Origin of the sequence: Streptomyces sp. NPDC002889 (assembly GCF_042888425.1) — a bacterium.
In the GTDB taxonomy this organism is placed as follows: Bacteria; Actinomycetota; Actinomycetes; order Streptomycetales; family Streptomycetaceae; genus Streptomyces.
This window is the reverse complement of sequence record NZ_JBIAPT010000032.1, coordinates 67,114-91,572: the sequence shown is the minus strand read 5'-3', so window position 1 is coordinate 91,572 and position 24,459 is coordinate 67,114. Positions and strand designations below refer to the sequence as shown.

General features: G+C 69.0%; 26 protein-coding genes and 3 pseudogenes. 16 read left to right on the top strand and 13 right to left on the bottom strand.

What is annotated here, in order from left to right; translation table 11 throughout:
• The first annotated feature begins 191 nt into the window (after positions 1-191).
• On the top strand, positions 192-1,106 hold the full coding sequence (locus ACFYWI_RS34155) for an SDR family NAD(P)-dependent oxidoreductase (protein WP_389239661.1): 915 nt from the start codon (positions 192-194) through the stop codon (positions 1,104-1,106).
• Between the two features lie 338 nt (positions 1,107-1,444).
• Entirely contained in the window at positions 1,445-2,239 is a 795-nt protein-coding gene (locus ACFYWI_RS34150; RefSeq protein ID WP_389239666.1) for an oxidoreductase, read from the top strand.
• Between the two features lie 324 nt (positions 2,240-2,563).
• On the opposite strand, the gene ACFYWI_RS34145 is transcribed toward ACFYWI_RS34150, so the two are convergent.
• Positions 2,564-3,358 (bottom strand): dienelactone hydrolase family protein, encoded by a 795-nt coding sequence (locus tag ACFYWI_RS34145; protein ID WP_389239660.1) that lies wholly within the window; start codon positions 3,356-3,358, stop codon positions 2,564-2,566.
• A 210-nt stretch (positions 3,359-3,568) separates the two neighbouring features.
• Between ACFYWI_RS34145 and ACFYWI_RS34140 the strand changes: the two genes are divergently transcribed.
• The 5 genes from ACFYWI_RS34140 (at position 3,569) to ACFYWI_RS34120 (ending at position 7,367) form a co-directional block, all read left to right on the top strand.
• Positions 3,569-3,850 (top strand): hypothetical protein, encoded by a 282-nt coding sequence (locus ACFYWI_RS34140; RefSeq protein WP_389239659.1) that lies wholly within the window; start codon positions 3,569-3,571, stop codon positions 3,848-3,850.
• Between the two features lie 40 nt (positions 3,851-3,890).
• Positions 3,891-4,496 (top strand): GlxA family transcriptional regulator, encoded by a 606-nt coding sequence (locus ACFYWI_RS34135; protein ID WP_389239658.1) that lies wholly within the window; start codon positions 3,891-3,893, stop codon positions 4,494-4,496.
• A 622-nt stretch (positions 4,497-5,118) separates the two neighbouring features.
• On the top strand, positions 5,119-5,616 hold the full coding sequence (locus ACFYWI_RS34130) for a SigE family RNA polymerase sigma factor (RefSeq protein WP_389239657.1): 498 nt from the start codon (positions 5,119-5,121) through the stop codon (positions 5,614-5,616).
• Complete coding sequence (locus ACFYWI_RS34125) at positions 5,609-6,016, top strand: hypothetical protein (RefSeq protein ID WP_389239656.1); 408 nt, start codon at positions 5,609-5,611, stop codon at positions 6,014-6,016. The genes ACFYWI_RS34130 and ACFYWI_RS34125 overlap by 8 nt, the downstream gene beginning before the upstream one ends.
• Before the next feature lie 76 nt (positions 6,017-6,092).
• Positions 6,093-7,367, top strand: coding sequence for a mannosyltransferase family protein (locus ACFYWI_RS34120; protein ID WP_389239655.1), 1,275 nt, complete (start codon positions 6,093-6,095; stop codon positions 7,365-7,367).
• A gap of 485 nt (positions 7,368-7,852) precedes the next feature.
• Here the strand turns inward: ACFYWI_RS34120 and ACFYWI_RS34115 are convergent.
• Positions 7,853-8,081 (bottom strand): annotated as a pseudogene (locus ACFYWI_RS34115) (transposase); the annotation flags it as partial.
• A 74-nt stretch (positions 8,082-8,155) separates the two neighbouring features.
• Between ACFYWI_RS34115 and ACFYWI_RS34110 the strand changes: the two are divergent.
• Positions 8,156-8,704, top strand: coding sequence for a hypothetical protein (locus ACFYWI_RS34110; RefSeq protein WP_389239654.1), 549 nt, complete (start codon positions 8,156-8,158; stop codon positions 8,702-8,704).
• A 353-nt stretch (positions 8,705-9,057) separates the two neighbouring features.
• On the opposite strand, the gene ACFYWI_RS34105 is transcribed toward ACFYWI_RS34110, so the two are convergent.
• Complete coding sequence (locus ACFYWI_RS34105) at positions 9,058-9,600, bottom strand: DapH/DapD/GlmU-related protein (protein ID WP_389239653.1); 543 nt, start codon at positions 9,598-9,600, stop codon at positions 9,058-9,060.
• Positions 9,601-9,819: 219 nt separating this feature from the next.
• Here ACFYWI_RS34105 and ACFYWI_RS34100 point away from each other — a divergent pair.
• A pseudogene (locus tag ACFYWI_RS34100) lies at positions 9,820-10,157 on the top strand (IS982 family transposase); the annotation flags it as partial.
• Between the two features lie 376 nt (positions 10,158-10,533).
• Here ACFYWI_RS34100 and ACFYWI_RS34095 read toward each other — a convergent pair.
• Entirely contained in the window at positions 10,534-10,680 is a 147-nt protein-coding gene (locus ACFYWI_RS34095; RefSeq protein ID WP_389239652.1) for a hypothetical protein, read from the bottom strand.
• A gap of 564 nt (positions 10,681-11,244) precedes the next feature.
• Here ACFYWI_RS34095 and ACFYWI_RS34090 point away from each other — a divergent pair.
• Positions 11,245-11,799 carry a GNAT family N-acetyltransferase gene (locus tag ACFYWI_RS34090; RefSeq protein WP_389239651.1) on the top strand — a complete coding sequence of 185 codons (555 nt, stop codon included), beginning with the start codon at positions 11,245-11,247 and terminating at the stop codon, positions 11,797-11,799.
• A 61-nt stretch (positions 11,800-11,860) separates the two neighbouring features.
• Here ACFYWI_RS34090 and ACFYWI_RS34085 read toward each other — a convergent pair whose 3' ends face one another.
• The 3 genes from ACFYWI_RS34085 to ACFYWI_RS34075 all read right to left on the bottom strand — a co-directional run bounded on the left by ACFYWI_RS34085 (position 11,861) and on the right by ACFYWI_RS34075 (position 13,421).
• Positions 11,861-12,313, bottom strand: coding sequence for a hypothetical protein (locus tag ACFYWI_RS34085; RefSeq protein ID WP_389239650.1), 453 nt, complete (start codon positions 12,311-12,313; stop codon positions 11,861-11,863).
• A gap of 71 nt (positions 12,314-12,384) precedes the next feature.
• Positions 12,385-12,723: a DUF6086 family protein gene (locus ACFYWI_RS34080; RefSeq protein WP_389239649.1), complete on the bottom strand. Its 339-nt coding sequence runs from the start codon at positions 12,721-12,723 to the stop codon at positions 12,385-12,387.
• A 20-nt stretch (positions 12,724-12,743) separates the two neighbouring features.
• A complete protein-coding gene (locus ACFYWI_RS34075; RefSeq protein WP_389239665.1) occupies positions 12,744-13,421 on the bottom strand; it encodes a response regulator in 678 nt (225 codons plus the stop codon).
• Between the two features lie 137 nt (positions 13,422-13,558).
• On the opposite strand from ACFYWI_RS34075, the gene ACFYWI_RS34070 reads away from it, so the two are divergent.
• The 4 genes and pseudogenes from ACFYWI_RS34070 to ACFYWI_RS34055 form a co-directional block, all read left to right on the top strand.
• A complete protein-coding gene (locus ACFYWI_RS34070) occupies positions 13,559-14,542 on the top strand; it encodes a Bug family tripartite tricarboxylate transporter substrate binding protein (protein WP_389239648.1) in 984 nt (327 codons plus the stop codon).
• Entirely contained in the window at positions 14,539-15,069 is a 531-nt protein-coding gene (locus ACFYWI_RS34065; protein ID WP_389239647.1) for a tripartite tricarboxylate transporter TctB family protein, read from the top strand. Before ACFYWI_RS34070 ends, ACFYWI_RS34065 begins: the two co-directional genes overlap by 4 nt.
• A complete protein-coding gene (locus ACFYWI_RS34060) occupies positions 15,069-16,577 on the top strand; it encodes a tripartite tricarboxylate transporter permease (RefSeq protein WP_389239646.1) in 1,509 nt (502 codons plus the stop codon). Before ACFYWI_RS34065 ends, ACFYWI_RS34060 begins: the two co-directional genes overlap by 1 nt.
• Before the next feature lie 105 nt (positions 16,578-16,682).
• Positions 16,683-17,268 (top strand): annotated as a pseudogene (locus ACFYWI_RS34055) (class I SAM-dependent methyltransferase); the annotation flags it as partial.
• 38 nt (positions 17,269-17,306) lie between these two features.
• Here the strand turns inward: ACFYWI_RS34055 and ACFYWI_RS34050 are convergent.
• Both ACFYWI_RS34050 and ACFYWI_RS34045 read right to left on the bottom strand, forming a co-directional pair.
• A complete protein-coding gene (locus ACFYWI_RS34050) occupies positions 17,307-17,789 on the bottom strand; it encodes a DUF402 domain-containing protein (protein ID WP_389239645.1) in 483 nt (160 codons plus the stop codon).
• Positions 17,770-18,699, bottom strand: a complete 930-nt coding sequence (locus ACFYWI_RS34045) for a GNAT family N-acetyltransferase (protein WP_389239644.1) — start codon at positions 18,697-18,699, stop codon at positions 17,770-17,772. The genes ACFYWI_RS34050 and ACFYWI_RS34045 overlap by 20 nt, the downstream gene beginning before the upstream one ends.
• A gap of 82 nt (positions 18,700-18,781) precedes the next feature.
• On the opposite strand from ACFYWI_RS34045, the gene ACFYWI_RS34040 reads away from it, so the two are divergent.
• Positions 18,782-19,156, top strand: coding sequence for a GntR family transcriptional regulator (locus ACFYWI_RS34040; RefSeq protein WP_389239643.1), 375 nt, complete (start codon positions 18,782-18,784; stop codon positions 19,154-19,156).
• 64 nt (positions 19,157-19,220) lie between these two features.
• Here the strand turns inward: ACFYWI_RS34040 and ACFYWI_RS34035 are convergent, their stop codons facing one another.
• From ACFYWI_RS34035 to ACFYWI_RS34020, 4 genes are all read right to left on the bottom strand, one after another.
• Complete coding sequence (locus ACFYWI_RS34035; protein ID WP_389239642.1) at positions 19,221-20,315, bottom strand: DUF5925 domain-containing protein; 1,095 nt, start codon at positions 20,313-20,315, stop codon at positions 19,221-19,223.
• 71 nt (positions 20,316-20,386) lie between these two features.
• Entirely contained in the window at positions 20,387-21,187 is an 801-nt protein-coding gene (locus ACFYWI_RS34030; RefSeq protein ID WP_389239641.1) for a polysaccharide deacetylase family protein, read from the bottom strand.
• Positions 21,184-22,212 carry a glycosyltransferase family 2 protein gene (locus tag ACFYWI_RS34025; RefSeq protein WP_389239640.1) on the bottom strand — a complete coding sequence of 343 codons (1,029 nt, stop codon included), beginning with the start codon at positions 22,210-22,212 and terminating at the stop codon, positions 21,184-21,186. Before ACFYWI_RS34025 ends, ACFYWI_RS34030 begins: the two co-directional genes overlap by 4 nt.
• The gene (locus tag ACFYWI_RS34020) at positions 22,209-23,051 is read right to left on the bottom strand and encodes a glycosyltransferase family 2 protein (RefSeq protein WP_389239639.1); all 843 of its coding nucleotides are present in this window, start codon (positions 23,049-23,051) and stop codon (positions 22,209-22,211) included. The genes ACFYWI_RS34025 and ACFYWI_RS34020 overlap by 4 nt, the downstream gene beginning before the upstream one ends.
• 571 nt (positions 23,052-23,622) lie before the next feature.
• Here ACFYWI_RS34020 and ACFYWI_RS34015 point away from each other — a divergent pair.
• Positions 23,623-24,432, top strand: a complete 810-nt coding sequence (locus tag ACFYWI_RS34015) for an SGNH/GDSL hydrolase family protein (RefSeq protein WP_389239638.1) — start codon at positions 23,623-23,625, stop codon at positions 24,430-24,432.
• The last annotated feature ends 27 nt before the right edge of the window (positions 24,433-24,459 follow it).

Genomic DNA, 24,459 nt, shown 5'->3' with positions numbered 1-24,459 from the left:
TGAGTTGCTTGCGCGTCACGGCAAATTCCTACCGGGTTCCACCCATGAAGGAGGCAGAACCCAACAACTGATCACAACCTCACACAGGCCCTAGTGACGGGCGCGGCACTGGTTGGCGGTGGTGCAAGCGGCGAGCGTGGAGATGTGCCCGAGCCGGACGCCATCGGCTGATCCCAGTGAAGGAGCCTCCCATGAAGCACACCATCGTGATGACGGGCGCGAGCCGCGGGATCGGCCGCATCGCCGCGGAGTACATCCTGCGCCAGTCGCCGAACGTGCACCTCCTCGTCGTCGCACGCGGCTCCTCCGGCACACGGTCGGCTGCGGAGCTCGGCGCGGGCGGACACGCGGTCTCGCAGGTCTCGGCGGACCTCGGCTCGCTGAAGAGCGTCCGCACGGCCGCCACCGAGATCCGCGACCGGCTCGACCAGGGAGAACTCCCGCCGCTGCGCGGCTTTGTGGGCAACGCGGGCATCCAGTACACGAACGCCCTCACCGAGGGACCCGACGGGTTCGAGTCCACCTTCACGGTCAACGTGCTCGCCAACCACCTGTTCGTCCGCCTGCTCCAGGACCGCTTAGCCGCTCCCGCCCGAATCGTGATCACCTCCAGCGACACCCACTTCGGCGACTTCAAGCACAACATGGGTATGGTGCCCGGCCCGGCCTGGAAGTCCCCGGACGTCCTCGCCCGCACTTGCGCCTTCCCTAAGCCGGCCACCGCGGTCGCCGGGCGCACCGCGTACTCGACGAGCAAGCTGGCCGCCATCTACCTCGTGCACGAGTACGCGCGCCGCCTGCCGACCGGAATCGACGCCGTCGCCTACAACCCGGGCTTCGTCCCCGGCACCGGTCTCGCCCGCAACGCAGGACCCGTCTCCCGGTTCGCGATGCGGCGCATCCTGCCGGTGATGACCCTCACGCCGTTCGCCACCAGTCGCAACGCCGCGGGCCGTTACCTTGCCGACGTCGTCCTCGGCACGACCCAGGCGCCGACCGGCTCCTACGTCGACCGCAGCAGTGTGGGCCGCTCGTCGCTGGAGTCCTACGACCCACGGCGCGAAGGTGAACTCTGGGATGCCGCCGAACGGTTCACCGCGGCGTGATCAACCAGGATGGATGCGCTCTCAGGTGACGCGGTGAGCAATTCACCCTTCCCCCTGCACGCCTGCACCCGCTCCGGAACCGCGGGTGGGCCAGTAGCCACTTCTGGATCGCCGGCGTCTTGTGTGTGGAGGCGTTGTCGCAGATCAGGTGCACGTCGAGGCGATGTCCAAGGCCAGAGGATCAGTCGCGGACCGACCGCAGCTGACAGTGGTCTCACACCCCGACAGCAGGGCACGGCGTGCCTGCGAGGGCGCATGGGATCCGACGCCCACAATTGCCCATGAATATCTGATTCATGAGAAAAGTCCATGCCGAGTTCACACAGGAGTGCGTGCCGATGGATCTGGAGCTCACCGACAAAGTCGCCGTCGTCACCGGCGCCAGCAAGGGCATCGGCCTGGCCATCACCGAGGCGTTCCTGCGTGAGGGCGTGCGTGTGGTCGCCGGCAGCCGTTCCGAGACCCTTGAGCTGGCCGCGTTGCTCGAGACGTATGACGTGGCCTTCGTCGCCGGCGATCTGGCTACCGGCGAAGGCGTGGATGCACTGATCCAGGCGGCGATGGAACGCCATAGCAGGATCGACGTCCTGGTCAACAACGTCGGAGCCACCGAGCCCCGCACCGATTTCCTCGCCATCGACGACGCACAGTGGCAGCGGGGCTTCGACCTGAACTTCTTCAGCGCCGTCCGCGCCAGCCGCGCCGCGCTGCCCCACCTGCTCGCGGACGGCGGAGGCGCGGTCGTCAACATCAGTTCCATCAACGCCCGGCTGCCCTTCCCCACGGTGGTGGACTACTCGGCGGCCAAGGCCGCGCTGACCAGCCTTACCAAGGCGCTGTCGGAGGAGTTTGCGCCGCGCGGCGTACGGGTGAACGCCATCGCTCCGGGACCGGTCCGCACCCCGTTCTGGACCGCCCCCGGCGGCTTCGCCGAGGCCGTGGCGGCCAGCGCAGGGACCACTGCCCAGGAGGCCATGGACGTGGTGGTGCCCCAGCAGATGGGCATCACCACGGGACGCTTCACCGAACCTCACGAGGTCGCCAACCTCGCGCTCTTCCTGGCCTCGCCCCGCGCAGCGAACATCACAGGCGCCGAATTCCTCATCGACGGCGGCCAGACCAAGACGACCTGATCCCTGGCGCGACGGTGCCGCGGGAAACCCTGCTCGGGGCTCCATGGCATAACCACTCGGGCGGCGTGGATCGACTTCAGCGCGGCCAGGCCCCAGCGGATGCCCTTCCCGACCCGGCGAAGCTATGCGGCCACAGCACTGGCCACACCTGGCCTCATCGCGCGCCGCGCCGTTGTGTCGGCCGCCTTGCACACTGCCGCCATGCGGGCACAACGCGCAGCGACAGAGCTGCTCAAGTCCTACGGCTACCTGCTCCTGGAGATGGAGAGCCAGGTGGAAGCGGCGGCGCTCCGTCGCATCGTAAGGTGCCGGAGCGCCAAGGGCTCATTCCGGCCGCGTCCCGAGCCGCTCGGCCAGGAAGGCGATGATCTCGTTCCGGGCCTGCATGGTGGGGTGACCGTCCTGGTCGACGAGGTGTGCCGTGACGACGCTGTGGGCGCAACCGACGACGTCACGGAAGAAGGGCGGAGGGTTCGTGTTCGCCGTCTCGGATTCGAGTACGCGGCCGTCGAACGCGTCCCCGAGCAGCGCTCGGTAAGCGGCGAACCGCCGGCCGGTGCACCACCTGTCGTTGTCGAAGCGGTAGGCGAGAACCTTCAATCCGTCTCGCGCCACGCGTTCAGCCACGGCAGCAGCGTCTTCGTCGCTGATCTCCAGACCGCCGGGGTCGTCGAGCGGAAGCGACGGATGGTTGACCACTGGTGCGATGACAGCGGGTTCGAGCGCCATGGTCAAGGCAAAGTTGCCGGTGAAACACAGACCGACGGCGCCGACGCCAGGCCCGCCACGCTCGGCGTGCGCCAGGCGAGCGAGGCCGCGCAGCCATGTGACGACCGGGCTGGTGCCGCCACCGGCAAACGCTCGGAACTCGGCGCTGACGCATGCGCGTCGAACGATGGTCTCGCGTGCCTCGGCGAGCGGATAGGCACCGTCGACGCCGAAAAGAGAGGGCATGTACACGGAGAAGCCGGCATCACGCACCCAACGCGCGAACCGCGCAACGTCGGGGCTGATACCCGGCATCTCGGGCATGAGGATGACTGCCGGTCCTGACCCGGCAACGTACACGGTCTTGTCGACGTCATCGACGCCGACGGCTCTCCGCGAGAAGTCGTCCAAGGGGTCGCTCTGTCCTCGCATGATTGTCATGACCGAGATGATGACGAGGGGCCGCCCTCCTGAGAAGCGGCGGCATCGCCACGTATCCCGGTAATATCGCCACCCGTTCAAAGGCGTCGGAGGGGCCGCATGAGTCCGCTGCGAGTTGGTGTGCTGGCCTACCCTGGCTGCTTCGCGTCGGAGGTATTCGGAGTCCCCGACCTCCTGGCGATGGCCACTCACGTCGCCGCGGCGCAAGGGTCGCTTCAGCCGGCCTACGAGGCGTCGGTCATCTCGCCCCGGCGGCGTGTGATCGCGTCCGGCGGCTCGGTCCTCGACGTCTCGGCGGTTCGCCCGGTAGACGTCCTGATCGTGCCGGGCTTCGAGCTTTCGCCCACGCTCGATCTCGACGCGACACTCGCAAACCTGGGACCGGAAGTAGCGTCGATTCGATCGCAGGCGGCCTCGGGGACCGCTGTCGTATCGATCTGCGGGCGCCTTCCTGGTCGCTGAAGCCGGGCTGCTCGGCGGGCGCGAAGCGACCACGTCCTGGTTGTTCGCGGATCGGTTCGCCCGCCGGTACGCCGACGTGCGCCTCCGCCCGGAGAGCTTGGTCGTGACCGACCGGGGGGTGACGACCACAGCGGCCTTCAGTGCCATGTACGACTTCGCGCTGCAGTTCATCCGGGAGCACGACGGCCCCCGCGTCGCCCGTAGCACCGCGCGTATCGCGCTTGTTGATGATGCACGTTCCACGCAGGCTCCCTATGTCGACTCGGGGCTCATACCTACTGTGGGCAGGGAGTTCTCGCTCAGCGTCAAGCGGTGGCTCGACCAGAACCTCAGTGCTCGCTATGACCTGCCCACCCTCGCCCAGGAGTTCCACGTAAGCACGAGAACCATGCTCCGTCGCTTCGGCGACGAAGCCGGCGAGACGCCACTCGCGTACCTGCAGACGGTGCGGGTGCGTCGAGCCAGACACCTGCTGGAGACCACCGACAGGACCGTCGCAAGCATCGCCGCCGACGTCGGGTACTGCGACCCTGGGGCATTCAGCGGCATCTTTGCCAGACACACGGGCCAGCGGCCGAGGGAGTACCGCGCGATATTCCGTCGCCGCTGCGACCACCACGGGTCAACCCGGCGAACGGAGACGTGAGACCCGCCCGCGACGGCAACAGGTCCCCTCAAGGCCGGGCCAAGCGCAGGCCTCCGCAAACCCACAACCCCTGCCCCTGACACACCAGCACCTCGGCTGGTCAACCTCGGTGGCACGAACCACTGGTCATCAATCTTCCCTACGTTCTTGTCCGGGACAGGGTGAGCCCTTCGTGCGCCGCCGGCATCCTGAATGGACTGCGCGGCGATGCCTGACTCCCGCCTGCTCGCCGCAGCGCGGCGTAGATGCGGACCGGCAGCCATGGGGAGGCCAACACCCCAAGCGACTTGAAAACCGTCGTGGCAGCGATATCACCGTGGGTTCAAATCCCACACCCACCGCAGATGAACGGCTCCTGACCAGCCAACTCGGTAGGGGGCCGTGTTGACGCCCCCCAGTCGTCGAAGTCCCCAGGGTCGACAAGGGAGTTGGCCAGCAGCAACAACTGTCCGATGTTCCGGAACGACAGGGTTGGACCGGGGCCGAGGCAGTCGGGGGAGGACGCGTGTCCGCCATGTCTGGTTCCGTGATGAGCATCACTCAGCTTTTTCGCCGGCCCGGGTCGACCGGAAGTCCTGTGGCGTTCGTATGCCCGGTGAAGCGAGAGATCCGGGAGTGACTATTGACCGTCAAGGAGTTCGAAGAGTTCTACGCCCAGACGGTCGCGCGGCTCACGGGGCAGTTGTACGTGATGCTCGGCGACCTGCAGGAGGCGCAGGACGTCGTGCAGGAGGCATTCGCCAAGGGCTGGAGCCGGAGAAGACAGTTGGACCGCGACGGTCGGCCCGAGGCGTGGATCCGCACGGTTGCCTGGCGTCTTGCCGTGAGCCGGTGGCGCTTCCGGCGGCGTACGGCGGAAGCCTGGGAGCGCCGTGGCGCCCCGCCCCATACCGAGGGCCCCGGCCCGGAGCAGGTTGTACTGGTGGAGGCGATGCGAGAACTGCCCGCCCAGCAGCGCCGCACGATGACCCTGTACTACCTGTGCGACCTCACCGTCGAGCAGATCGCCACTGAGACCGGTGTGTCCGCCAGCACCGTCAAGACGCACCTGGTCCGCGGACGGACGTCGCTCGCTCATCGCCTGCAGGACCCGCGCATTGAGGAGGCCTCGGGTGCCTGAGTCCCACGACCCGCTGCGGTCCCTGTTCCAGCAAGCGGCCGACGCCGGGCGGGCCAACGCGACTACTGCGCCGCTCGCGCACGTTGTCGAACGCGGTAAGCGGGCGCACCGGCGCCGCATTGCCGCGCTCACGGCGGGGGCATGCCTGGTCCTCGCCTGCGGCGGTGCGGCCACAGCCATGCTCCTGCCGGGCGAGCGGCCCTCCATCGCCCCGGCCACCAGCCCCTCTCCCAGCAGGCCGTCACCCGCGCTGACCACCAGGCCGCCGTCGACCGGGGCACCCTCTGGCCGCAGCACGACTGAAATCTCAGGCATCCCGACCGATCCCGTCCCGACGGGGGGCGCCTCAGCCACCTCGACGCAGTTCCCGGTCCAAGGGGTCGGCACCACAGCACCCTGATTTCCGCTCACACGGTGACCCGGCGTGCCGCCGCCGGGAGGTGCCGCACGTCTCCACACACCCAAGAGAGTCCTCTATGCCACTTTTGCCGCCCAGGCTGCGCGAGAGCGCGCCTGGCCCCATGCCGCGTGATGCGACGCATGAGCGGCCTTCCCCGCGCCGTCGGGCAGGAGGCAGGTCCGGTCCACGCCGCTCACGAGCTGTCTCCGGCTGCCTGGCCTTCCCGCTGCGTCCAGCCGACCGTGACGTGCTGGGGCTGTACCTGCTGACCCGAATAGGCATCTGGACCACCGCCTACTGCACCAGGTGGCTGTTTCCCACCGACGGCAAGACCCGTGATGCCGGCTCCGTCCTCGCGGCATCTCAGCAGTGGGACTGGACCCACTACCTGCACATAGCGCGCGACGGCTACTTCCCCGGACACGCAGGACCCTGGCAGAAAGGCTGGGACAACCGCGAAGCCTTCTTCCCCGGCTTCCCGCTCCTCCTGCGCGCCGTCCACACCGTCATCCCGCACTGGACCGTGGCCGGGCTGCTGATCTCCTTCGCCGCCGGGGCTGTCGCCGTCCTGGCGTTGGCCCGAATCGCCCGGCTGCACCTGCCCGATGCGAGAGCAGGTCGGCGCAGCGTCCTGTTCTTCCTGCTCTCACCGTGCGCGATCTTCCTGGCCGTCGGCTACACCGAGGCGCTCTTCCTCGCCCTGGCCCTGCCGGCCTGGCTCGCCGCCCGTCGGCACAACTGGCCCCTCGCCGCCACCTTGACCGCCCTGGCCACGGCCGTGCGCGTCAGCGGCCTCTTCCTTGCCGCGGCCATCGTCCTGCACTTCGCCCTCTCCGCCCGCACCCGCCGGGACTGGCGCCCGCTGCCCTGGCTGGCACTGCCCGGCCTGACTGCGGCCCTCTACATCTGGTACCTGCACGCGTACACCGGCGACTGGTTGGCGTGGAACCACGCCCAGGAACGCGGCTGGTACCGCACCTTCCACGCCCCCTGGGAAGCCTGGTGCAACACCTGGCACGTCGCCTTCGCCCACACCCAGACCACCGGATACGCCTTCATGTTTCAGGCCGAACTCCTCGCCATGCTCGTCGGGCTCCTCCTGTTCGGTCTGCTCATCCGACAACACCGCTGGCACGAGGCCTTCTACATCGGCCTCAGCCTGTGGGCCCTGGGCACTTCCTACTGGTACATGTCCATCCCCCGCGCCACCCTCCTGTGGTGGCCCCTGTGGATCGCCCTCGCCTCGTGGAGTCTGCGCAAACCATGGTTCAAGACCATCTACCTATGTCTCGCCACACCCCTGACGACCGTCTTCGCTCTCACCTTCTTCTCGGGGCGCTGGGCCGGCTGACGAGCGGGCCGCCGTCTTTGCCCGCGCTGAGCACCGACGCGCAGCACGCAGGCCGGGAGCTCCGGGTCGAGCCGTTTGCCCCAACGAGACGGCGAGCGGGGGAAGCAGGGCGGCACGGCACGGTGGCTACCTTGCGGCTGGGGTCGGGGGAGGAGCCCTGAGCCGGGAGTCCCGTGGGTTCAGCGAAACTGAAACTGAAGCTTGTTCAGCGGGAACTCGCGGGTCGGCCCGTGTGCATCAGCCTGGTGTGTCCGTGGGTTCGACCGAAACGTGGGGGCGGGCTGCAAGGCGGTGTACGTGGCTACTCTCAGCTGAGACTCTGAGCCGGTGCGACCGCCGTTGACCGTGGTGCACCGCCTGTTCTGGTGCGCATCCGGTGCGGGAGTCTCCACGGCTACAGACCTCGGAGCGCCTGGCGAAGGTCTCCGTAGGCGCTCCAGCAGTCGACACTGCCGTCGTCGTTCACGCTGCCCAGGTACCGGTCAACCGCGTCGCAGCAGAGACCGGACACCTTCGACCGGGTTTGAGATCGGGGGCGTAGGGCGGAAGCGGGTATACGGTCAGCCAGTCCCGGTCGGCGAGGAACTGCCGGATACCGGAAGCCAGATGGGCGTTCACGTTGTCCCGGACCAGCACGATCGGACTGCCGAGCTGCCGGTGGGCGACGGTCAGCAGGTCGTGGTGGTCGGTCCAGGCGAAGGTCTTGCGCCCGTCGGGCGGCTGTCGAGCGGGGCCGGTGGATCAGTCCGCGTGGGTAGGTAGGGTCTACCTAGCCGGCAGGGGGGCATGTGAGCGGACTCGTAGGTCAACTGGTGGCGCTGCTGGGCGTGGTCATCGGTGGGGTGATGTCCTACCTCGTCGGAGCGCTCGCGGAGCGGAACCGATGGCGCAGGGAAGAAGCAACTCGATGGGACGGCAGCCTTCTTCAGGCATACAGCGACTACGGTCACGCCGTGAGGGAGTGCGCTCACTACTATCAGCGCCTGGCTGCCCATCGTGGCCTGACTGACCATCCGGCACCCCTTGCCCCAGCAGACGACGTGCTGGAGAAGGCCGCTGCCGCCGAAAGCCGGCGCTCGGCCATGGTGGAGCCCATCAGCCTCCTGAGCAATGCGGAGACTGCTGAGGCGGTGCGTGAAGTGAACCTGTGTATCTGGCATTTGGAATGGCTCGCCCGCGGCCAACTGGCTGGCGACCAGGCATCCTGGGCCGCTGCGTTCAGCGCCTACAGGACTGCGCGCGCCGAGTACTACCGGAGTGCTCGACGAAGTCTGCGGATAGCCGAGATGGGGGCTCTCCGTGAAGTGCCCTGGCCTCCGCCTTGGAGCGTAGCTTGACCTCTTGATCTGTAGCTCAAGCCGGATCGGCCGGCGTCGGTCGTACCGGCCGCTTCACGGCCATGGAGTGGCGCTACCGGACGGGGGCGGCTGCTGCGGTTCGGTACTGCGCTGCTGTACGTCCGACGTCGATGAGGACGAGGCGACGGCTGGTCGGGCGGCTTCTCGACAGCGGGACTCCTCCGCGGGGGCTAGATGATCAATTCCAAGGGGTCAGTGATCGTACGGGGTGAGCGAGCGGAGGGTGTCTTGCCCCCTGGACTGGATCCAGTTGCCTCGGGGAGGGGCGCCAGGCTTCCAATGGGTTGATGACTGCCCGTAGTCGGGGGCTCGGCGTGGCCCCGGAGAGGACTTCACCACCGTCGGTGCAAGGTTGCCTTACTACTGGTCACCAGGCTTGCCGGCGGAACGTCATCGGCCACGACCGCGCCAGCGGCGACCACGGCATCACGGCCAATGCTGACGCCGGGCAGGATTGTGGCACCGGCACCGATCCACACGTTCTCCGCGACGTCGATGGGTGCGCCGGTGAGGTACAACCGCCGCTCCTCGGGATCGACCGGGTGGCCGTTGGTGATGAACGTGACCTTCGGGCCGATCATCACGCGCTCGCCGAGCCGGATGCCGGCGTAGTCCAGGAACGTGCAGTTCTGGTTGATGAACACGCGCTCGGCGAGGTCGAGGTGGAGGCCGTGGTCCGTGTAGAAGGGCGGATAGATCGTGACTCTCGGTGGCAGTGGCTTGCCGAGGATCTGTTCGAACAGTTCCGCCTTGCCCGCTTCGTCCTCGAAAGGCAGGACGTTCAGGCGGGAGGTGAGCTCGGTGACCCGCAGGACCCTCTCGGCCATGGCCTGGAACTCGGCGCTGTGGATGCGCATGAGACGGTCGCTGGACATGCCACGATCCTTTCTGGTGTACCGGTGACCGGTAGGACTCACTGGATGATCATTTTCAAGGGGTGCCCGCGGAGACGAGAACGAGGGCGTCCAAGATCGTTTTGTGACGAACAACCTGGACGCCCTCGCGACGGCACTCTATGCGACGACCGACGACCTGCTGAGGGAGCGTCCGGATCTGGCGCCGTGGCGGCCGGCCGTGGGAATCGAGCCGCCCTCGCCGCCCGAGCCGGCCAGACACCGATCGCAGACAAGAACTACTTCGGCCGCGACTTCGAACGCGAACTTGCCCAGCAGGGAATGGAGTTGCTACGCCCACGCGCAAGGGCGAACCGCAGCGGCCTGGCGGATCCCTGTTCAAGCCGTTACGGCAGGTCATCGAGTCGATCAACGAGACCTTCAAGGGGCAGCTCGACCTCGAACGACACCGGGGATGCACACCCCGCGGTGTCCTCACCCGCGTCATGCAGCGAATACTCGCGCTCACCGCCGCGATCTGGCACAACGACCGCACCGGACAAGACGCCCTCCGCTCGCTCACTCCGTTCGATCACTGACCCCTTGGAATTGACCACTAGGGGCCCCCAGCGATCTCACCGGTTCGAGCATCACTGCAATACCTGGATACGCGGTGACCAGGGGCTCTGCCGTGGAGCACCACCGGCCGATGGACTCGACCAGGGCGGCCTGGTGGAATTCGGTGTGGGTGTCGACGCCGCCGACCACCGGCCGCGTGCAGAGCGGCACCGCCCGAGACGGCCGACACATCATCATCAGGACCGCATGTGTCCGTCAGATGGCGGGTCAGGCCCCTCGGGCGGCGCCATCGACATCCCCACAGTCAGCTGTGGATGTCAGTGCGCGAAGAGCGTGACATGGGGGTGTCACCCGCCGCCCTCAGGCAGGCCGCACGTTTCCCGGTGAATCCGCATGTCACGGATTCTCGGTGAAACGAACGGACCAGGCGTAGCCGCTCAAACTGTCGTGCGGGACCCGCCGGACTTCTCTGACCTGGCAACCGTCGTGGGCGTACTTGCGGGCGAACCGGTCGAGGCGCTGCGCGTCGGTGAGATCCTCCATGGACAGCGGTGCTCCGACGACGATGTCTTCGTGAAGGACTGTGCCCGTCGCGGCACCGTCCGAGCAAGCCGAGCAATGATGCGTTTTGGGTAGGGCCATACGATCAGTGTCCTCCATGCCCCGCGTTCACAGGACACATGACGGCGCTGCGGCGCGCACCCGCTGCAAGGGGCAGTGCCGGCGGCCTTGCGCGAGGCGATCAGCCATAGGGACCGGCTGCTCGAGCGGCGGCCCGGCCGTGAGTGACCACCGCCGTTGACACCAGACCTGGTCCCCCTGCCCGCAATGTGTCCGAGTGCCCCCCTGATCTTGCTCGACGCGGGTCCTGGTGGCGTAGGCATGGAGGGGCAGGCGCGGCGGCGCGACGCATCGTCGCCCAGACCGCCGTGTTCCCCGCCACCAGCGTCCAGCGGCCCTGATACCCATCTGTCGCCGAGCGCCCCGCTGGACATCGGCCGGCCATGGATTCCGTCGCCGAGTGGCGAGACGGCGACGAGAAGGGCGATATCCGCGCAGGTGAAAGTGGATTGCCGCCTGGATGTCGCGTGGGTAGCGTCGCCGTCCGTGACCCCGACTCTGCGCACCGAGCGGCTGCTCCTGGAGCCGTACATCCCCGAGGACGAAGAGGGCTTCGTCGCTCTGTTCCAGGACACCACGGTGTCGCAGTGGATGGGTGAGGGCCCCGCTTCCGAAGCAGCAGACCGGGCCCTGTTCGGGCGGATCTTCACGAAGGTCTATGCCCAGGACCTGTTCGATGTCTGGGCCGTTCGTCGGAACGGACTCCTGGTCGGGCATGCCGAGATCAAGCCGACCGACGTCGTCGGAGGCCACGAGATCATCTACGCTCTGGCGCCGGCGGCATGGGGGTCCGGCCTGGGGACCGAGCTGGCAGAGGCGATCGTCGCCTATGGCTTCGGCACCCTCGGACTGACCAAAGTGCACGCCACTGTAGCTGCACAGAACGAGGCCTCACTGACCCTGCTGGACAGAATCGGTTTCGAGTATGTCCGGGACATCGAAGAGGATGACGGCAGCATCACCCGCGTGTTGGCCCGCCGACTGACTGTGACGGACAAATCGCCCTCGCCCGATGGGGGCGGGGTAAAACGCTGCCTCTGACCAAGGCGTGGGGTGGCGCCTTGGTCAGCCTTGCGCTCCGGGCCCGGGGGGTCAGTTGCTGTCAGTCCCCTGAATGGCCCCAGAAGTAGATCTCCTGGGGCCGGCCATGGGCGTCGTGCAGGATTGCGCAACGGCCGAACCACCGCCAGCGGGGAAAGACGTCGAACCGGGCCACATGCGCTCGCGTCAGCTTCGACGTTCCGAGGTGCTGGAACGCCTCTTCGGCTGAGACCGGTTGCACGGTCCGATGGCCGGCAGAGGCCGGATCCTCGTCAGGGCCGAGCACCCGGAAGACATCCAAGATCGAGTGTGTGCCCATCTCCTGTACCAAGTCGTCGTCCCACATCTCTTCGAGCGTGCGCGGCCGGTCCTCGTTCAGTCCGGTGGGCGCCCAGCCAGGGCCGTACACCCACCAGTAGTCCCCGGCCTCGAAGACCCTGCGCCGCAGCTCGTCCAGTGCCGCGCCCAAATCTCCCTGGTGCGGCACGTAGTAGTCCCACTCAGAGGCCCCCATGACGGCTCCCCCTCCCCATCACTGCTGTAGTGGCGCGGAAAGTAGCAGCTCGCTCTGTCACTGTGCCCCGTTCACAACGGGCCCTCAGACGTCCGTGCTCGGCTGGGGCACACGTCGGTTACCGTGCCATGAGGCGGTCCAGCTCCCGTGCTTTCTGCGGAAGCGGCCGCCCATGCCCGCTCGTCGGCCCCAGCGGCCCCTGCTCGGCGCGTCGGGACCTGTACGTCCCGGAGTCTGTCGCCCGGCGCCGTGACCACGGGTGTCCAGTGCACGGGGACGCCCGCGCCCACCGCGAGGGCCAGCACCGTGGCGACGAACCCCTCGGTGAGGGCCGCCATGATGCCGTGCTGTGTCTGCCGGTGCTGCGTCACCGCGGCATTGACGAAGGCTTCGAAGGCGATCGGGTCCATCTGGGCGCCTTCGCCCCGCCTCAGCCGATGCGGCGGTAGCGGCGCTCCGGGCGGCCCGTACCGCCGTAGCGCAGCGTCACCGCCACGCGGCCCGTCTCCACGAAGTACTCCAGATAGCGGCGTGCGCTCACCCGCGACAGGGAGCCCGCCTGCGCGCACTCCGAGGCCGACAGATCGCCCGGGTGCTCCCGCAGGATCCGTTCCACCAGTTCCGCCGTGTGCGCGGCCAGGCCCTTCGGCAGCTCCCGCGAGCCCGGCGGGCGGGTGCCGAAGATCTGGTCGACGTCCTCCTGGCGCGCCTCGTCCAGCCGGTCGAGCCGCGAGCGCAGTGACGCGATGTGCCGCAGCTGCTCCTGCAGCGCCGCCTGGTTGAAGGGCTTGATCAGATAGTGCAGTGCCCCCGCCCGCAGGGCGGAACGGACGATCGCCGCGTCACGGGCGGCCGTGATGATCAGGGCGTCCGCGCTCCCCCGGCGCTCGTCGCGCTCCTCGGCCGCCCGCAGCTCGCGCAGCACGCTGATCCCGTCCATGTCGGGCAGATAGACGTCGAGCAGGACAAGGTCGGGCCGCAGCCGCTCGGCGGCGCGCAGCGCCTCGGCGCCGTTGTGGGCCACGCCGACGACCCTGAACCCCTCCGTCGCGGACACATAGCGGCTGTGCAGCTTGGCGACCATGAAGTCGTCGTCGACCACCAGCACATTCGTCACGCCGTCACGCTAGGCCGCGACCACAAGGACCACAACGTCCGTTGATTCCGGAAGAGAGACAGCTTCTTAACGCGCAGGCAACATGTGGGCCACTTCACACCCCACCGCTCGATCGAAAGGCGGCTCCGTTGCGATTGCGCACTCCCCTCGCCCTGCTGGGGGCGGCCGTGCTGGTTCTCGTGGGACCGCTGCTGCTCAGCGCGGGCAGCGGCGCGGGCACCGGTACGCAGATTCCCGGCCTGCGGTTCATGGTCCCCAACACGCCCGGCGGCGGCTACGACATCACCGCCCGTACGGCCGCCAAGAACGCCGAGGATGCCGAACTCACCCACAACATCGAGGTGTTCAACCTGCCGGGTGCCGGCGGCACCGTCGGCCTGACCCGCCTTGTCGGCGAGCACGGCAACGGCAGGCTCGCCATGTCCATGGGCCTGGGCGTCGTCGGCGCCGTACACACCAACAAGTCGCCCAAGACCCTCGCCGACACCACACCGATCGCCCGGCTCACCGAGGAGCAGGACATCGTGGTCGTCTCCAAGGACTCCCCGTACAGGACGATCCAGGACCTGCTCACCGCCTGGACGAAGGACCCCGGAAAGCTCCCGGTCGGCGGCGGCTCCTCGCCCGGCGGGCCCGACCATCTCGCGCCCATGCTGATGGCGGAGGCTGCCGGGATCGCGCCGAAGAGCGTCAACTACATCCCCTTCGACGGCGGCGGCGAGCTGCTCGCCTCCATCCTGGGCAACAAGGTCGCCTTCGGTGTCTCCGGCGTCGGCGAGTACCTCGACCAGATCAGGTCCGGGGAGCTGCGGGTGCTGGCCGTCACCGGCCCGAAGCGGGTCCCGGGACTGGACGCCCCCACCCTGCGCGAGGCCGGACTCGACACCGACTTCACCAACTGGCGGGGCATCGTCGCCCCGCCCGGTCTGTCCGACGCCGAGCGCGACAAGCTCGTCGGCCTCGTCACCGAACTCCACGACTCCCCGCAGTGGGAGGAGTCGCTGAAGAAGAACGGCTGGGACGACGCCTTCCTCACCGGTGACCCGTTCGGTGACTTCCTCGACGAGCAGGACAAGCGCGTCGACTCGGTACTGAAGGAGCTGGGACTGTGAGCACCCCCGTCACGCCCGTCACACAGAGCCGTCGCTCGTGGCTGCGCGAACACTCCGAACTCGGCGTCAGCGTCCTGCTGTTCGTCATCGGCGTGCTCGTCCTGACCGATGCACTGACGATGAACGTGGACATCACCCAGCGCGGACCCGTCGGACCGCGGACCGTTCCTGTCGTCGTGGGCATCGGTCTGCTGGTCGCAGCCGTACTGCTCGCCGTCGACGTGCTGCGCGGCGGCCGCGGTGAATCGGAGAGCGGCGAGGACATCGACCTCAGCGAGCCGAGCGACTGGCGCACCGTGCTCATGCTCGCGGGTGTCTTCCTCGCGTTCGCCGTGCTCATCGGCCCGGTCGGCTTCCCCGTCGCCGGAGCGCTGCTCTTCTGGGGCGCAGCCTTGGCTCTCGGCAGCCGTCACCACCACCGTGACCCGCTGATCGCCGCGGTCCTCGCGCTGGTGACCTACTTCGTGTTCGACAACCTGCTGGGCGTGCCGCTGCCCGGCGGCCCGCTGATGGGAGTGCTGTCGTGATGGACTCTCTCAACTCCCTGATCGACGGGTTCGGCACCGCCCTGACGCCGGTCAACCTGCTCTGGGCCGCGATGGGTGTGCTGCTGGGCACGGCGATCGGTGTACTGCCCGGCATCGGGCCCGCCATGGCGGTGGCGCTGCTGCTGCCGGTGACGTACGGGCTGGCGCCGACAGGCGCGTTCATCATGTTCGCCGGCATCTACTACGGCGCGATGTTCGGCGGATCCACCACCTCGATCCTGCTGAACACGCCCGGCGAGAGCGCGGCCGTGGTCGCGGCCATGGAAGGCAATCCCATGGCCAAGGCCGGCCGGGGCGCCCAGGCGCTGGCCGCGGCCGCTGTCGGTCACTTCGCCGGCGGCATGATCGGCACGCTCCTGCTGGTCGTCCTCGCCCCGACCGTCGCCGAACTGGCGGTGGACATCGGCGCACCCGACTACTTCGCCATCATGGTGCTGGCCTTCATAGCCGTCACCTCGGTGCTCGGCTCCTCACGCATCCGCGGACTCGCCTCCCTGCTGATCGGCCTCACCCTCGGTCTGGTCGGCCTGGACCAGATGACCGGCCAGCAGCGCCTCACCTTCGGTTCGCTGCAGCTCGCCGACGGCATCGACGTCGTCATCGTCGCGGTCGGGCTGTTCGCCATCGGCGAGGCGCTGTGGGTGGCCGCCCATCTGCGGCGCGGCAGCGGCGAACCGATCCCCGTCGGCAGGCCCTGGCTCGCGCGGTCCGACGTGAGGCGCACCTGGAAGGCGTGGCTGCGCGGACCCGTCATCGGTTTCCCGTTCGGCGCGATCCCGGCCGGCGGCGCGGAGATCCCGACCTTCCTGTCGTACGTCACCGAGAAGCGGCTGTCGAAGCACAAGGAGGAGTTCGGCAAGGGCGCCATCGAGGGCGTCGCCGGACCCGAGTCGGCGGCCTCGGCCTCGGCAGCTGGCACGCTCGTCTCGATGCTGACGCTGGGCCTGCCCACGACCGCCGTCGCGGCCGTGATGCTCGCCGCCTTCCAGCAGTACGGCATCCAGCCCGGTCCGCTGCTCTTCGAGCGCGAGCCCGACCTGGTGTGGGGCCTGATCGCCTCGCTCTTCGTCGGCATGGTGCTGCTGCTCGCCCTGAACCTGCCGCTGGCCCCGGTCTGGGCGAAACTGCTCCGCATTCCGCGGCCGTACCTCTACGCCGGCATCCTGTTCTTCGCAGCGGTCGGCGCGTACGCGGTCGGCGGCGACGCTCTCGACCTGGTGATCCTGCTGATCATCGGCCTGATCGGGTTCGGTATGCGGCGCTACGGACTGCCCGTGCTGCCCGCGGTGATCGGCGTGATCCTCGGCCCGGCCGCCGAACAGCAGCTGCGCCGTGCGCTTCAGATCAGCGACGGCAGTGTCACCGGCCTCGTCAACACACCCTTCTCGGTGACCGTTTACGCCGTGATCGTGATCCTGCTGGCCTGGCCATGGCTGAAGAAGCTGCTCATCCGTCGTCGAGCGACGGTCGTAGCGGGGCCGGCATGAGTGAGGCCCGTCCGCTCCCGCCCTGGTGACAGGGCGGGAGCGGACGGCTGTCACCGACCTGGCGGCGACGACCTGTTGTCGGTGGCGGCTGCGACGATCGCAGGCATGACGACGATCGACTGGGACGCGGCCGCGGACACCTTCGACCAGGAGCCCGACCATGGGCTGGTCGACCCCGGTGTGCGCCGGGCCTGGGCCGACCGGCTGACGCAGTGGCTGCCTCAGGAGCCGTCCGACGTGCTCGACCTCGGGTGCGGCACGGGCAGCCTCGCGCTCCTCGCAGCCGAAGCGGGCCACCGCGTGACCGGAGTCGACCTCTCCCCGCAGATGGCCGCAAGAGCTCGGGCCAAGCTCGCCGGGACCCACGCGGAGATTCTGGAGGGACCGGCCGACCGGCCGCCGGTGGGGGAGCGCCGGTTCGATGTCGTCCTGGCCCGCCATGTCGTCTGGCTGCTTCCCGATCCCGAGGCGGCTGTGCGGCACTGGGCCTCGCTGCTGCGGACGGGCGGACGCCTGGTGCTGGTCCGAGGGGGTGTGGGGCGGGATGGGGCTGCCGGCCGAGCGGCTCATCGCCGCACTCGCGCCCCTCACCGACCGGGTCGATCACGAGCGGCTCTCGGGGGAGCCGGGCCTGTGGGGGCGGGACGTGGGCGACGAGCGGTACGCCCTGGTGGCGCGGCTGTACGCACCCGAGGGGACCGAATCGTGCGATGACGCCGATGCTGTCGGTCAGCCGAGAAGGTCGTTGAAGTCACCTCGGCGGGCAAGGAGTTCGAGGTCATCGAGGGCGCGCTCGGCCTCCTCGGCCGCCACCGGGTCGCTCTCCGCGAGGCCGCTCTCGGCGAACTCGTCCTCGTCCAGGCGCAAAATCTCCTCGCCGTCCGCCGCCACCCACAGGTCGAGGTCCAGGTCCTCGACGCTCAGGGCGCCTGCATCGAGTACGGCGGGGCGGGTGATGTCGCAGTACCAGCCCTTCAACACGCCCTCGCCGGTACGCACTTCCTTCACCGCATACCACCGGTCGCGCCAGTAGTGCTCGGTGAACACATCGCCCGGCTCGAAGCGTACGAAACCGAAATCGCGCGCACCCTCGCCCGCCCACGGCGCGCGGACCACCAGATGGGTGCCGTCGTCCGCAAGCAGCTCGGCGGGGTAGCGGATCTTGATCGTGCCAGCCTTGACCAGGATCACCTCAACCGAGCGTGTGGACATGACGTACCTCCGTCGCGCAGATCTCGTAGCCGAACCATGCGTTGACGGCCAGCATGGGGCCGTTGTCGGCGTCATTACTGGTGAACGCGTCCGTGTAGCCCGCCGCGCGGGCGCGCCGCAGCGAGTCCGTCTTGGCGAGCTTGGCCAGGCCCCGGCCGCGGTGGGCGCGCAGCGTTCCGGTCATCCCGGACCTGTAGCGGGTGCCGCCGTCCGACTGCGCCGCGGTGAAGGCCGCGACCTCGTCGTCCACCAGTACGACCGTCGAGAGCTCACGGTCGAGCAGCGGGTCGCTCCAGGTGTGGCGGATCCAGTCGTCGTAGTCGTCGAAGTCCATGCTGATGTCGCCGGGCTCGTCCGACGTGGCCTCGGCATCGGCATGGAACATCGGCCGCGGATCGGCCTCGAAGTCCGCGGCGGTACGCAGCTCGACGCCCGCGGGCAGCTCCGGCAGCGGGGGCAGCGTGCCGTTCGCCAGGTCAAGACGCTGGAAGTGGGCCGGACGGGTCGGTCGGTAGCCGCGCTTCTCGGCGAAGGCCCGGGACTCGGGGTCGTCCATCACCCAGGCGTACACGTTCGCCGCGCCCTGGGCCGCCAGATGCTCCTCGGCGGTGCGCAGCAGCAGTGTCCCCGCGCCACGGCCGCGGTGGCCGGGGTGGATCTGCGGGGTGACGTACGACTGACCGGGCTCGGTGCTGTCGTACGCGATGCCGACGTGGGCCGTGCCGACGATCTCGCCGTCGTGCTCGGCGATCAACAGCCGGTACTTCTTGGCGGGGTTGGCGGTCCGCACCCCGAAGAGGATGGACGCGGGGGTCGTCACCTCGAAGGGGATGGCGGCGCGGCGGACCCGGGCCACGGCCTCGGCGTCGTCGGCGTCATGGGCACGGAAGTCACGGACGAGCACGGTCATGGGCGGCACGTTACGCGCGGACCCGCCACGGCCGCCCCTCCTTTTTGCGGCGGCCCGCCGGGCGGTGGGGGAGAATCGGGCCGTGACCCTGAAGATCGTCATTGACACGGACTCTGCGACCGCGCCGTACGAACAGCTGCGTGCCCAGATCTCGGCGCAGGCGCGCTCGGGCCGGCTGCCTGTCGGATACAAGCTGCCGACTGTACGGGGGCTCGCCGAGGAACTGGGGCTCGCCGCCAACACGGTGGCCAAGGCGTACCGCGCGCTGGAGTCGGACGGGGTGATCGAGACACGCGGCCGCAACGGCACCTTCGTCGCCGCGGCGGGCGATGCGGCGGCCCGCGAGGCGGCCGCGGCGGCGGCAGCCTTCGCGGAGCAGGTCCACCGCCTGGGCCTGACCCGTGCGGACGCGCAGTCGGCGGTGGACGACGCGCTGCGGGCGGCGTACGGGAAGTGAGGGGGCGGGGCTGCATGATGCGGCGGGGGCCGGCAGGTGCGACGGGCCTGCACATGTGGCGGGCCTACAGATACAGCCCCGCGTCCGCCCCCGCCGTCTGGGCCGGGACCGACGCGGGGGTCGTGCCGCGGCGCAGTGCGAACAGCTCCGCGAGCGTCGCCCCCTCGCGGCCCAAACCCTCCTCAGTGCCCAGCCAGGACACCGCCTCGTGGCGGGTCAGCGGGCCCACCTCGATACGGGCCAGGCAGCGGCCCGGGCGGACCACCGCCGGGTGGAGCCGTTCCAGGTCCTCGTTGGTCGTGACGCCCACCAGCACGTTGCGGCCCTGGCCGAGCAAACCGTCCGTCAGGTTGAGCAGCCGGGACAGCGCCTGGCCCGCGGTATGGCGTGCCTCGCCGCGGATCAGCTCGTCGCAGTCCTCCAGCAGAAGCAGCCGCCAGCGTGCCTTGGACGTGCCCTCGTCCTCGCCGATCGCGATGTCCATCAGATAGCCGATGTCGTTGAACAGCCGCTCCGGGTCGAGTACGCAGTCGACCTGGCACCAGTCCCGCCAGGAGCGCGCCAGCGTCCGCAGTGCCGAGGTCTTGCCGGTGCCCGGCGGGCCGTGGAGCAGCAGCAGGCGGCCCGCGATGTCGTCGGGTGTCACTTTCATCAGCCGGTCCATCGCATCGGCCACCGGCGCCGTGTAGTTGGGCCGCACCTCCTCCCAGGTCCCTGCGGCGATCTGCCGGGTGGTGCGGTGCGGGCCGCGGCGCGGCGAGACGTACCAGAAGCCCATGGTGACGTTCTCGGGCTGAGGCGCCGGCTCGTCGGCCGCGTCCTGCGTCGCCTGGCCCAGCACCCTCTCGGCCAGCTCGGAGGTGACCGCCGTGACGGTGACGTCCGCGCCGCGGTTCCAACGGGAGATCAGCAGCGTCCAGCCCTCGCCCTCGGCGAGGGTCGCGCTGCGGTCGTCGTCGCGCGCGGAACGCAGCACGGACGCCCCGGGCGGCACAAGTGTCGCGCCGGCCTTGACGCGATCGATGCTGGTGCTGTGTGAGTACGGTTGCTCGCCCGTCGCGAAGCGGCCGAGGAACAGCGCGTCGACGACGTCCGACGGCGAATCGCTGTCGTCGACGTGGAGCCGGATCGGCAGAGCGTCCTGAGGGTTGGCAGCCATGTGCCCATGATCGGGCACGGGGTGGGCCGCCGCACGGTGTTTTGTCCGGTGCGGCGACCTTGGCGCGGCGCTCAGACTCCCGCCCGCCGCGTCAGCGCCGCGGCCCGCCGTGCCCGGCGCACCACCGCATATCCCTTGGTGAGCGCCCGGTCCCTCGCGAAGGTGCGGGCGATGGCGTACCCGTGGACGAGCCGTTCGAACTCCTCGATGCCGGTGGTGCGGCGCACGGTGAGCCGCCGCAGGGCGTACGGACCCTGCCGGCGCGCCGCGAGAGCGTTGCCGACGGCGAGCGACTGTGTGAAGCCGGCCGCGCGCACGGCGCGGCGGACCCGGCGGTCGGAGTAGCCGTACGGGTAGGCGAACGACACCGGTCCGGACCCCAGCTCGTCGGCGACGATGTCGCGGCAGCGTGCCGCCTCGTACCGCAGGAGTTCGTCGGGCAGTTGGTCGAGCTGCGGGTGGGTGTGGGTGTGGCCGCCGATCTCCAGGCCCGCGGCGGCCAGTTCCCGCACCTGGTCCCAGTCGAGCATGGTGTCGAGCGCCCCGCCCTCGTCGTACGCGCCGCGCAGCCATCCGGTCGACACGAACACGGTGGCCGGGAAGCCGTGCTCGGCGAGGACGGGGAAGGCGTGCCGGTGCACGCCCTCGTAGCCGTCGTCGAAGGTGATCAGCACGGGCCGCGGCGGCAGCGGCGGTCCGCCGGGCCGCCAGGCGCCGGCGAGAGCGGCGGTGGTCAGGGGGGTGAACCCCTGCGCGCCGAGCACCGCCATCTGCCGGGCGAAGGCGTCGGGGTGGACGGACAGCCCGTAGGTGGCGGCGGCCGGCCGGTGGCCGACGGCGTGGTACATGAGGATCGGCACGGGCCGGTTCATTCGGACACCCCCTCGATCGGCCCCGACGAGAACGTCACCGCGCCCCCGCGGGCGCGGATGCTCCCCACGACATAGCCGCCCGCCGCCACCGCGACTCCGGCGACGATCGCGCAGGCTCGGCCCGCGCCGCCACGCCGGCCGAGCACCGCGTCGCGCAGTCCGCGCGCCACACCGGCAGGAAGCACCCGGGTGGTGTACTGGCGCTCGGACTCGAGCCCCTTGCCGGCACCGACGCTTCGGGCCACGAGCGCTTTGGAGAGCCCTTCGGCATATGTACGGGTACGGAAGTAGCCGAACCGTTCCCGTCCGGCCGGCACCCGGTGGTGGATGACCGCCCGGTCGTCGATCAGCAGCACCGCGTCCGGTACGGCCCTGGCGAGCCGGATGCACAGTTCGGTCTCCTCGCACCCCAGTGGCCGCTTGTCGCCGTCGCGCCCGATACCGGTGGCGAAGCCGCCCGCGGCGTCGAACGCGCTGCGACGGAAGGAGGCGTTGCCACCCAGGACGTTGCGCACCCGGACCCTGCCGGACGGCAGCCCCCGGTAGGTGCAGCCGACGACCCAGTCGAACTCCTCGGGGAACCATGCCGGCCTGCCGCCCGATGCCCAGGCGGGCTCGGTCCGCCCTCCGACGGCCATCACCCGCGAGTCGTCGTACCCCGCGGCGAAGTACCGCAGCCAGTCGCGCTCGGCCACCGCGTCGTCGTCGAGGAAAGCCACGAATTCGCCGCGCGCCGCCGCGATTCCGGTGTTGCGTCCGGCGGACAGGCCGCGGGGGCCCGCGTTGGCGAGCACCCGCACCTCCTGTCCGTCCCGGCCGGAGCCGGGTCCCTCCTCCTTGAACTGTTCTCGCAGCCGTTCCAGCAGCGCCGGATTGTGGTCGACCACGAGGAGTGTCTCGAAGGCGCGCAGCGACTGGTGCCGTACCGAGTCGACGGCGGCCAGGATGTCGTCCCAGCGGTCCTCGGTGTAGACGCAGATCACCACCGAGAAACGCCGGTCGGGCAGCTCACGTGCGACGTTCAAGAAGCCTCTCCCCGGGGGATGCCGACGCCCAGTGCCGAGTGGCGGCGCACGACCGCGCGTGCGCCCCGGTGCGCGCGCTTCTCCCGGAGGATGACCTTGAGCACCCGCAGTCCGTCCCGTACGGCGCGCAGATTGCTGGCGCCGTGGATGCGCAGGAACTCATGACTCGGCACCTCCTGCACCCGAAGGCCGGCCTTGACGACGCGGATGTTCATCAGCGTCTCGATCTCGAATCCGGTGCAGTCGAGGGTGATGTCGTCCAGGCAGTGCCTCCAGAAGGCGTTGTAGCCGTAGCAGAGGTCGGTGTAGCGGGCTCCGAACTTGGCGTTGACGACGGCGCACAGCACTCTGTTGCCGAGTCTGCGCAGCGGGGTCATGTCGTCGGTGCCTCCACCGTTGGCGAACCGGGACCCCTTGGCGAAGTCGGCGCCGGAGACCAGGGCGGAGACATACGAGACGATCTCCGATCCGTCGGCGGAGCCGTCGGCGTCGACCATCACGATGATGTCCCCGGTGCAGGCGGCGAATCCGCTGATGAGGGCGTCGCCCTTGCCCTTGCCGAGCTGCTGGACGACCTTGACGTCCGGCCACAGTTCACGGGCGACCCGGACGGTGTCGTCGGTGGAACTCCCGTCCACCAGAACGACCTCGTGAATCCACTCGGGCAGGCTCTTGAAGACGTACGGAAGGTTCTCCGCCTCGTTCATGGCGGGGATCACCACGCTCACGGGCGGGGTGATCGCGAGATGCGAGGAGATGGGCCGGTATCTGACGGATATGCGGCTGACTTCGTTCATCGGATCTTGCCCCGGCGCCGCCGGGTGCAGGACTGAACTCATGAGTCTGTTCCCTCTCTCCACCGGTGGACCGCCCGCCCCCGGGCAGTCCGGATGAGTGTCCGGTTCGAAAAGGGGGTTCTCTTCTCATCCGCCCATGACGGAATGGCTCTCCGCGCTGGTCGGTTGAGCCGGCATCACTGGCCGCGCGGTACGCCTCGGATCGGTCGGATCGAGCACGAAACCGGACGCGGCACCCCCCTGCCGCACCCTCCCCAGGTCCATCGCGACGCTAGAGCCCTCCCCTGAGCCGCTTGCATGATGGACCGGTGCGGGTGGATGTACGACGGTATTGATGGTTAGGACTGTATGGCAAGAGGTGGGCTGTGCCCCCGCTTTTTTGCTTCTTTCCTACGGAATCAGCGATCAGATGCGGAACGTCCTGATCAGATTTCCTTGATCCCTTTTCTGAATCGGTCGGTCGGGCCGATCAGTTGTGGACAACAACTCGCGCTTGCCTCGCAAAAGGCTCCGGACAGGAAGATCCCTCGCAAACTCCTTGGCATGGACACTTCCACTGAAGTGTCCTGACTGCTACCAAAGTTGTGGCAGAGATCCTGCTAAGGGAGGTTCCATGAAACTGTCCCGAGCCGCGGCACTCTCATCGTCACTCCTCCTCGGCGTCGTCCTCGCTCTCAGCGGAGCGGGCCCGGCGCAGGCCGGCTCCACGGCCCCATCCGTGGACTATGTCGCCCTTGGCGACTCCTACTCCTCAGGGGTGGGAGCCGGCAGCTACGACAGCACAAGTGGCAACTGCAAGCGCAGCACCAGGGCCTACCCCAGGCTCTGGGCCAACGCCCATTCACTCTCGTCGTTCGCGTTCACCGCTTGCTCAGGCGCTCGTACGGGTGATGTCACGGGCAGTCAGCTCGGTCCCCTCACCTCCGCGACCGACCTGGTCTCCATCACCGTCGGTGGCAATGACGCGGGCTTCTCCGACGTCATGACGACGTGCGTACTCCAGTCCGAATCAAGCTGTCTCAGCCGGATCGCGCAGGCGCGCGCCTACGTCGACTCCACCCTGCCCGGACAGCTCGACTCGGTGTACAACGCCATCCGGACCAGGGCTCCGGCCGCCCAGGTCGTCGTCCTGGGCTACCCCCGCTTCTACAAGCTCAACGGCAGCTGTGCGGCCGGTCTGAGCGAGAACGAACGGATCGCCATCAACGGGGCGGCCGACTACCTGAACGCGGCGATCGCGAAGCGCGCGGCCGACCATGGCTACGACTTCGCGGATGTCGTCCCGGCATTCACCGGGCACGAGATCTGCTCGGGCGCCGCCTGGCTGCACAGCGTCAACTGGCTCAACATCGGCGATTCCTACCATCCGACGGCAGCCGGCCAGTCCGGCGGCTATCTGCCCGTCCTCACCTCGCACGCCTGATCAGAAGCTCACCGCGCAGGAGACCCC

Excerpts from the sequence above, each read along its gene's own strand:
- ACFYWI_RS34050 (WP_389239645.1), bottom strand. The coding sequence starts at position 17,789 with ATGTCCACACGCTCGGTTGAGGTGATCCTGGTCAAGGCTGGCACGATC.
- ACFYWI_RS34085 (WP_389239650.1), bottom strand. The coding sequence starts at position 12,313 with ATGGGGGCCTCTGAGTGGGACTACTACGTGCCGCACCAGGGAGATTTG.
- ACFYWI_RS34015 (WP_389239638.1), top strand. The coding sequence starts at position 23,623 with ATGAAACTGTCCCGAGCCGCGGCACTCTCATCGTCACTCCTCCTCGGC.
- ACFYWI_RS34095 (WP_389239652.1), bottom strand. The coding sequence starts at position 10,680 with ATGGAGGATCTCACCGACGCGCAGCGCCTCGACCGGTTCGCCCGCAAG.
- ACFYWI_RS34045 (WP_389239644.1), bottom strand. The coding sequence starts at position 18,699 with ATGACCGTGCTCGTCCGTGACTTCCGTGCCCATGACGCCGACGACGCC.
- ACFYWI_RS34140 (WP_389239659.1), top strand. The coding sequence starts at position 3,569 with ATGGCCACTCACGTCGCCGCGGCGCAAGGGTCGCTTCAGCCGGCCTAC.
- ACFYWI_RS34080 (WP_389239649.1), bottom strand. The coding sequence starts at position 12,723 with ATGGACCCGATCGCCTTCGAAGCCTTCGTCAATGCCGCGGTGACGCAG.
- ACFYWI_RS34150 (WP_389239666.1), top strand. The coding sequence starts at position 1,445 with ATGGATCTGGAGCTCACCGACAAAGTCGCCGTCGTCACCGGCGCCAGC.
- ACFYWI_RS34020 (WP_389239639.1), bottom strand. The coding sequence starts at position 23,051 with ATGAGTTCAGTCCTGCACCCGGCGGCGCCGGGGCAAGATCCGATGAAC.
- ACFYWI_RS34035 (WP_389239642.1), bottom strand. The coding sequence starts at position 20,315 with ATGGCTGCCAACCCTCAGGACGCTCTGCCGATCCGGCTCCACGTCGAC.
- ACFYWI_RS34030 (WP_389239641.1), bottom strand. The coding sequence starts at position 21,187 with ATGAACCGGCCCGTGCCGATCCTCATGTACCACGCCGTCGGCCACCGG.
- ACFYWI_RS34060 (WP_389239646.1), top strand. The coding sequence starts at position 15,069 with ATGGACTCTCTCAACTCCCTGATCGACGGGTTCGGCACCGCCCTGACG.
- ACFYWI_RS34120 (WP_389239655.1), top strand. The coding sequence starts at position 6,093 with ATGCCACTTTTGCCGCCCAGGCTGCGCGAGAGCGCGCCTGGCCCCATG.
- ACFYWI_RS34155 (WP_389239661.1), top strand. The coding sequence starts at position 192 with ATGAAGCACACCATCGTGATGACGGGCGCGAGCCGCGGGATCGGCCGC.
- ACFYWI_RS34105 (WP_389239653.1), bottom strand. The coding sequence starts at position 9,600 with ATGTCCAGCGACCGTCTCATGCGCATCCACAGCGCCGAGTTCCAGGCC.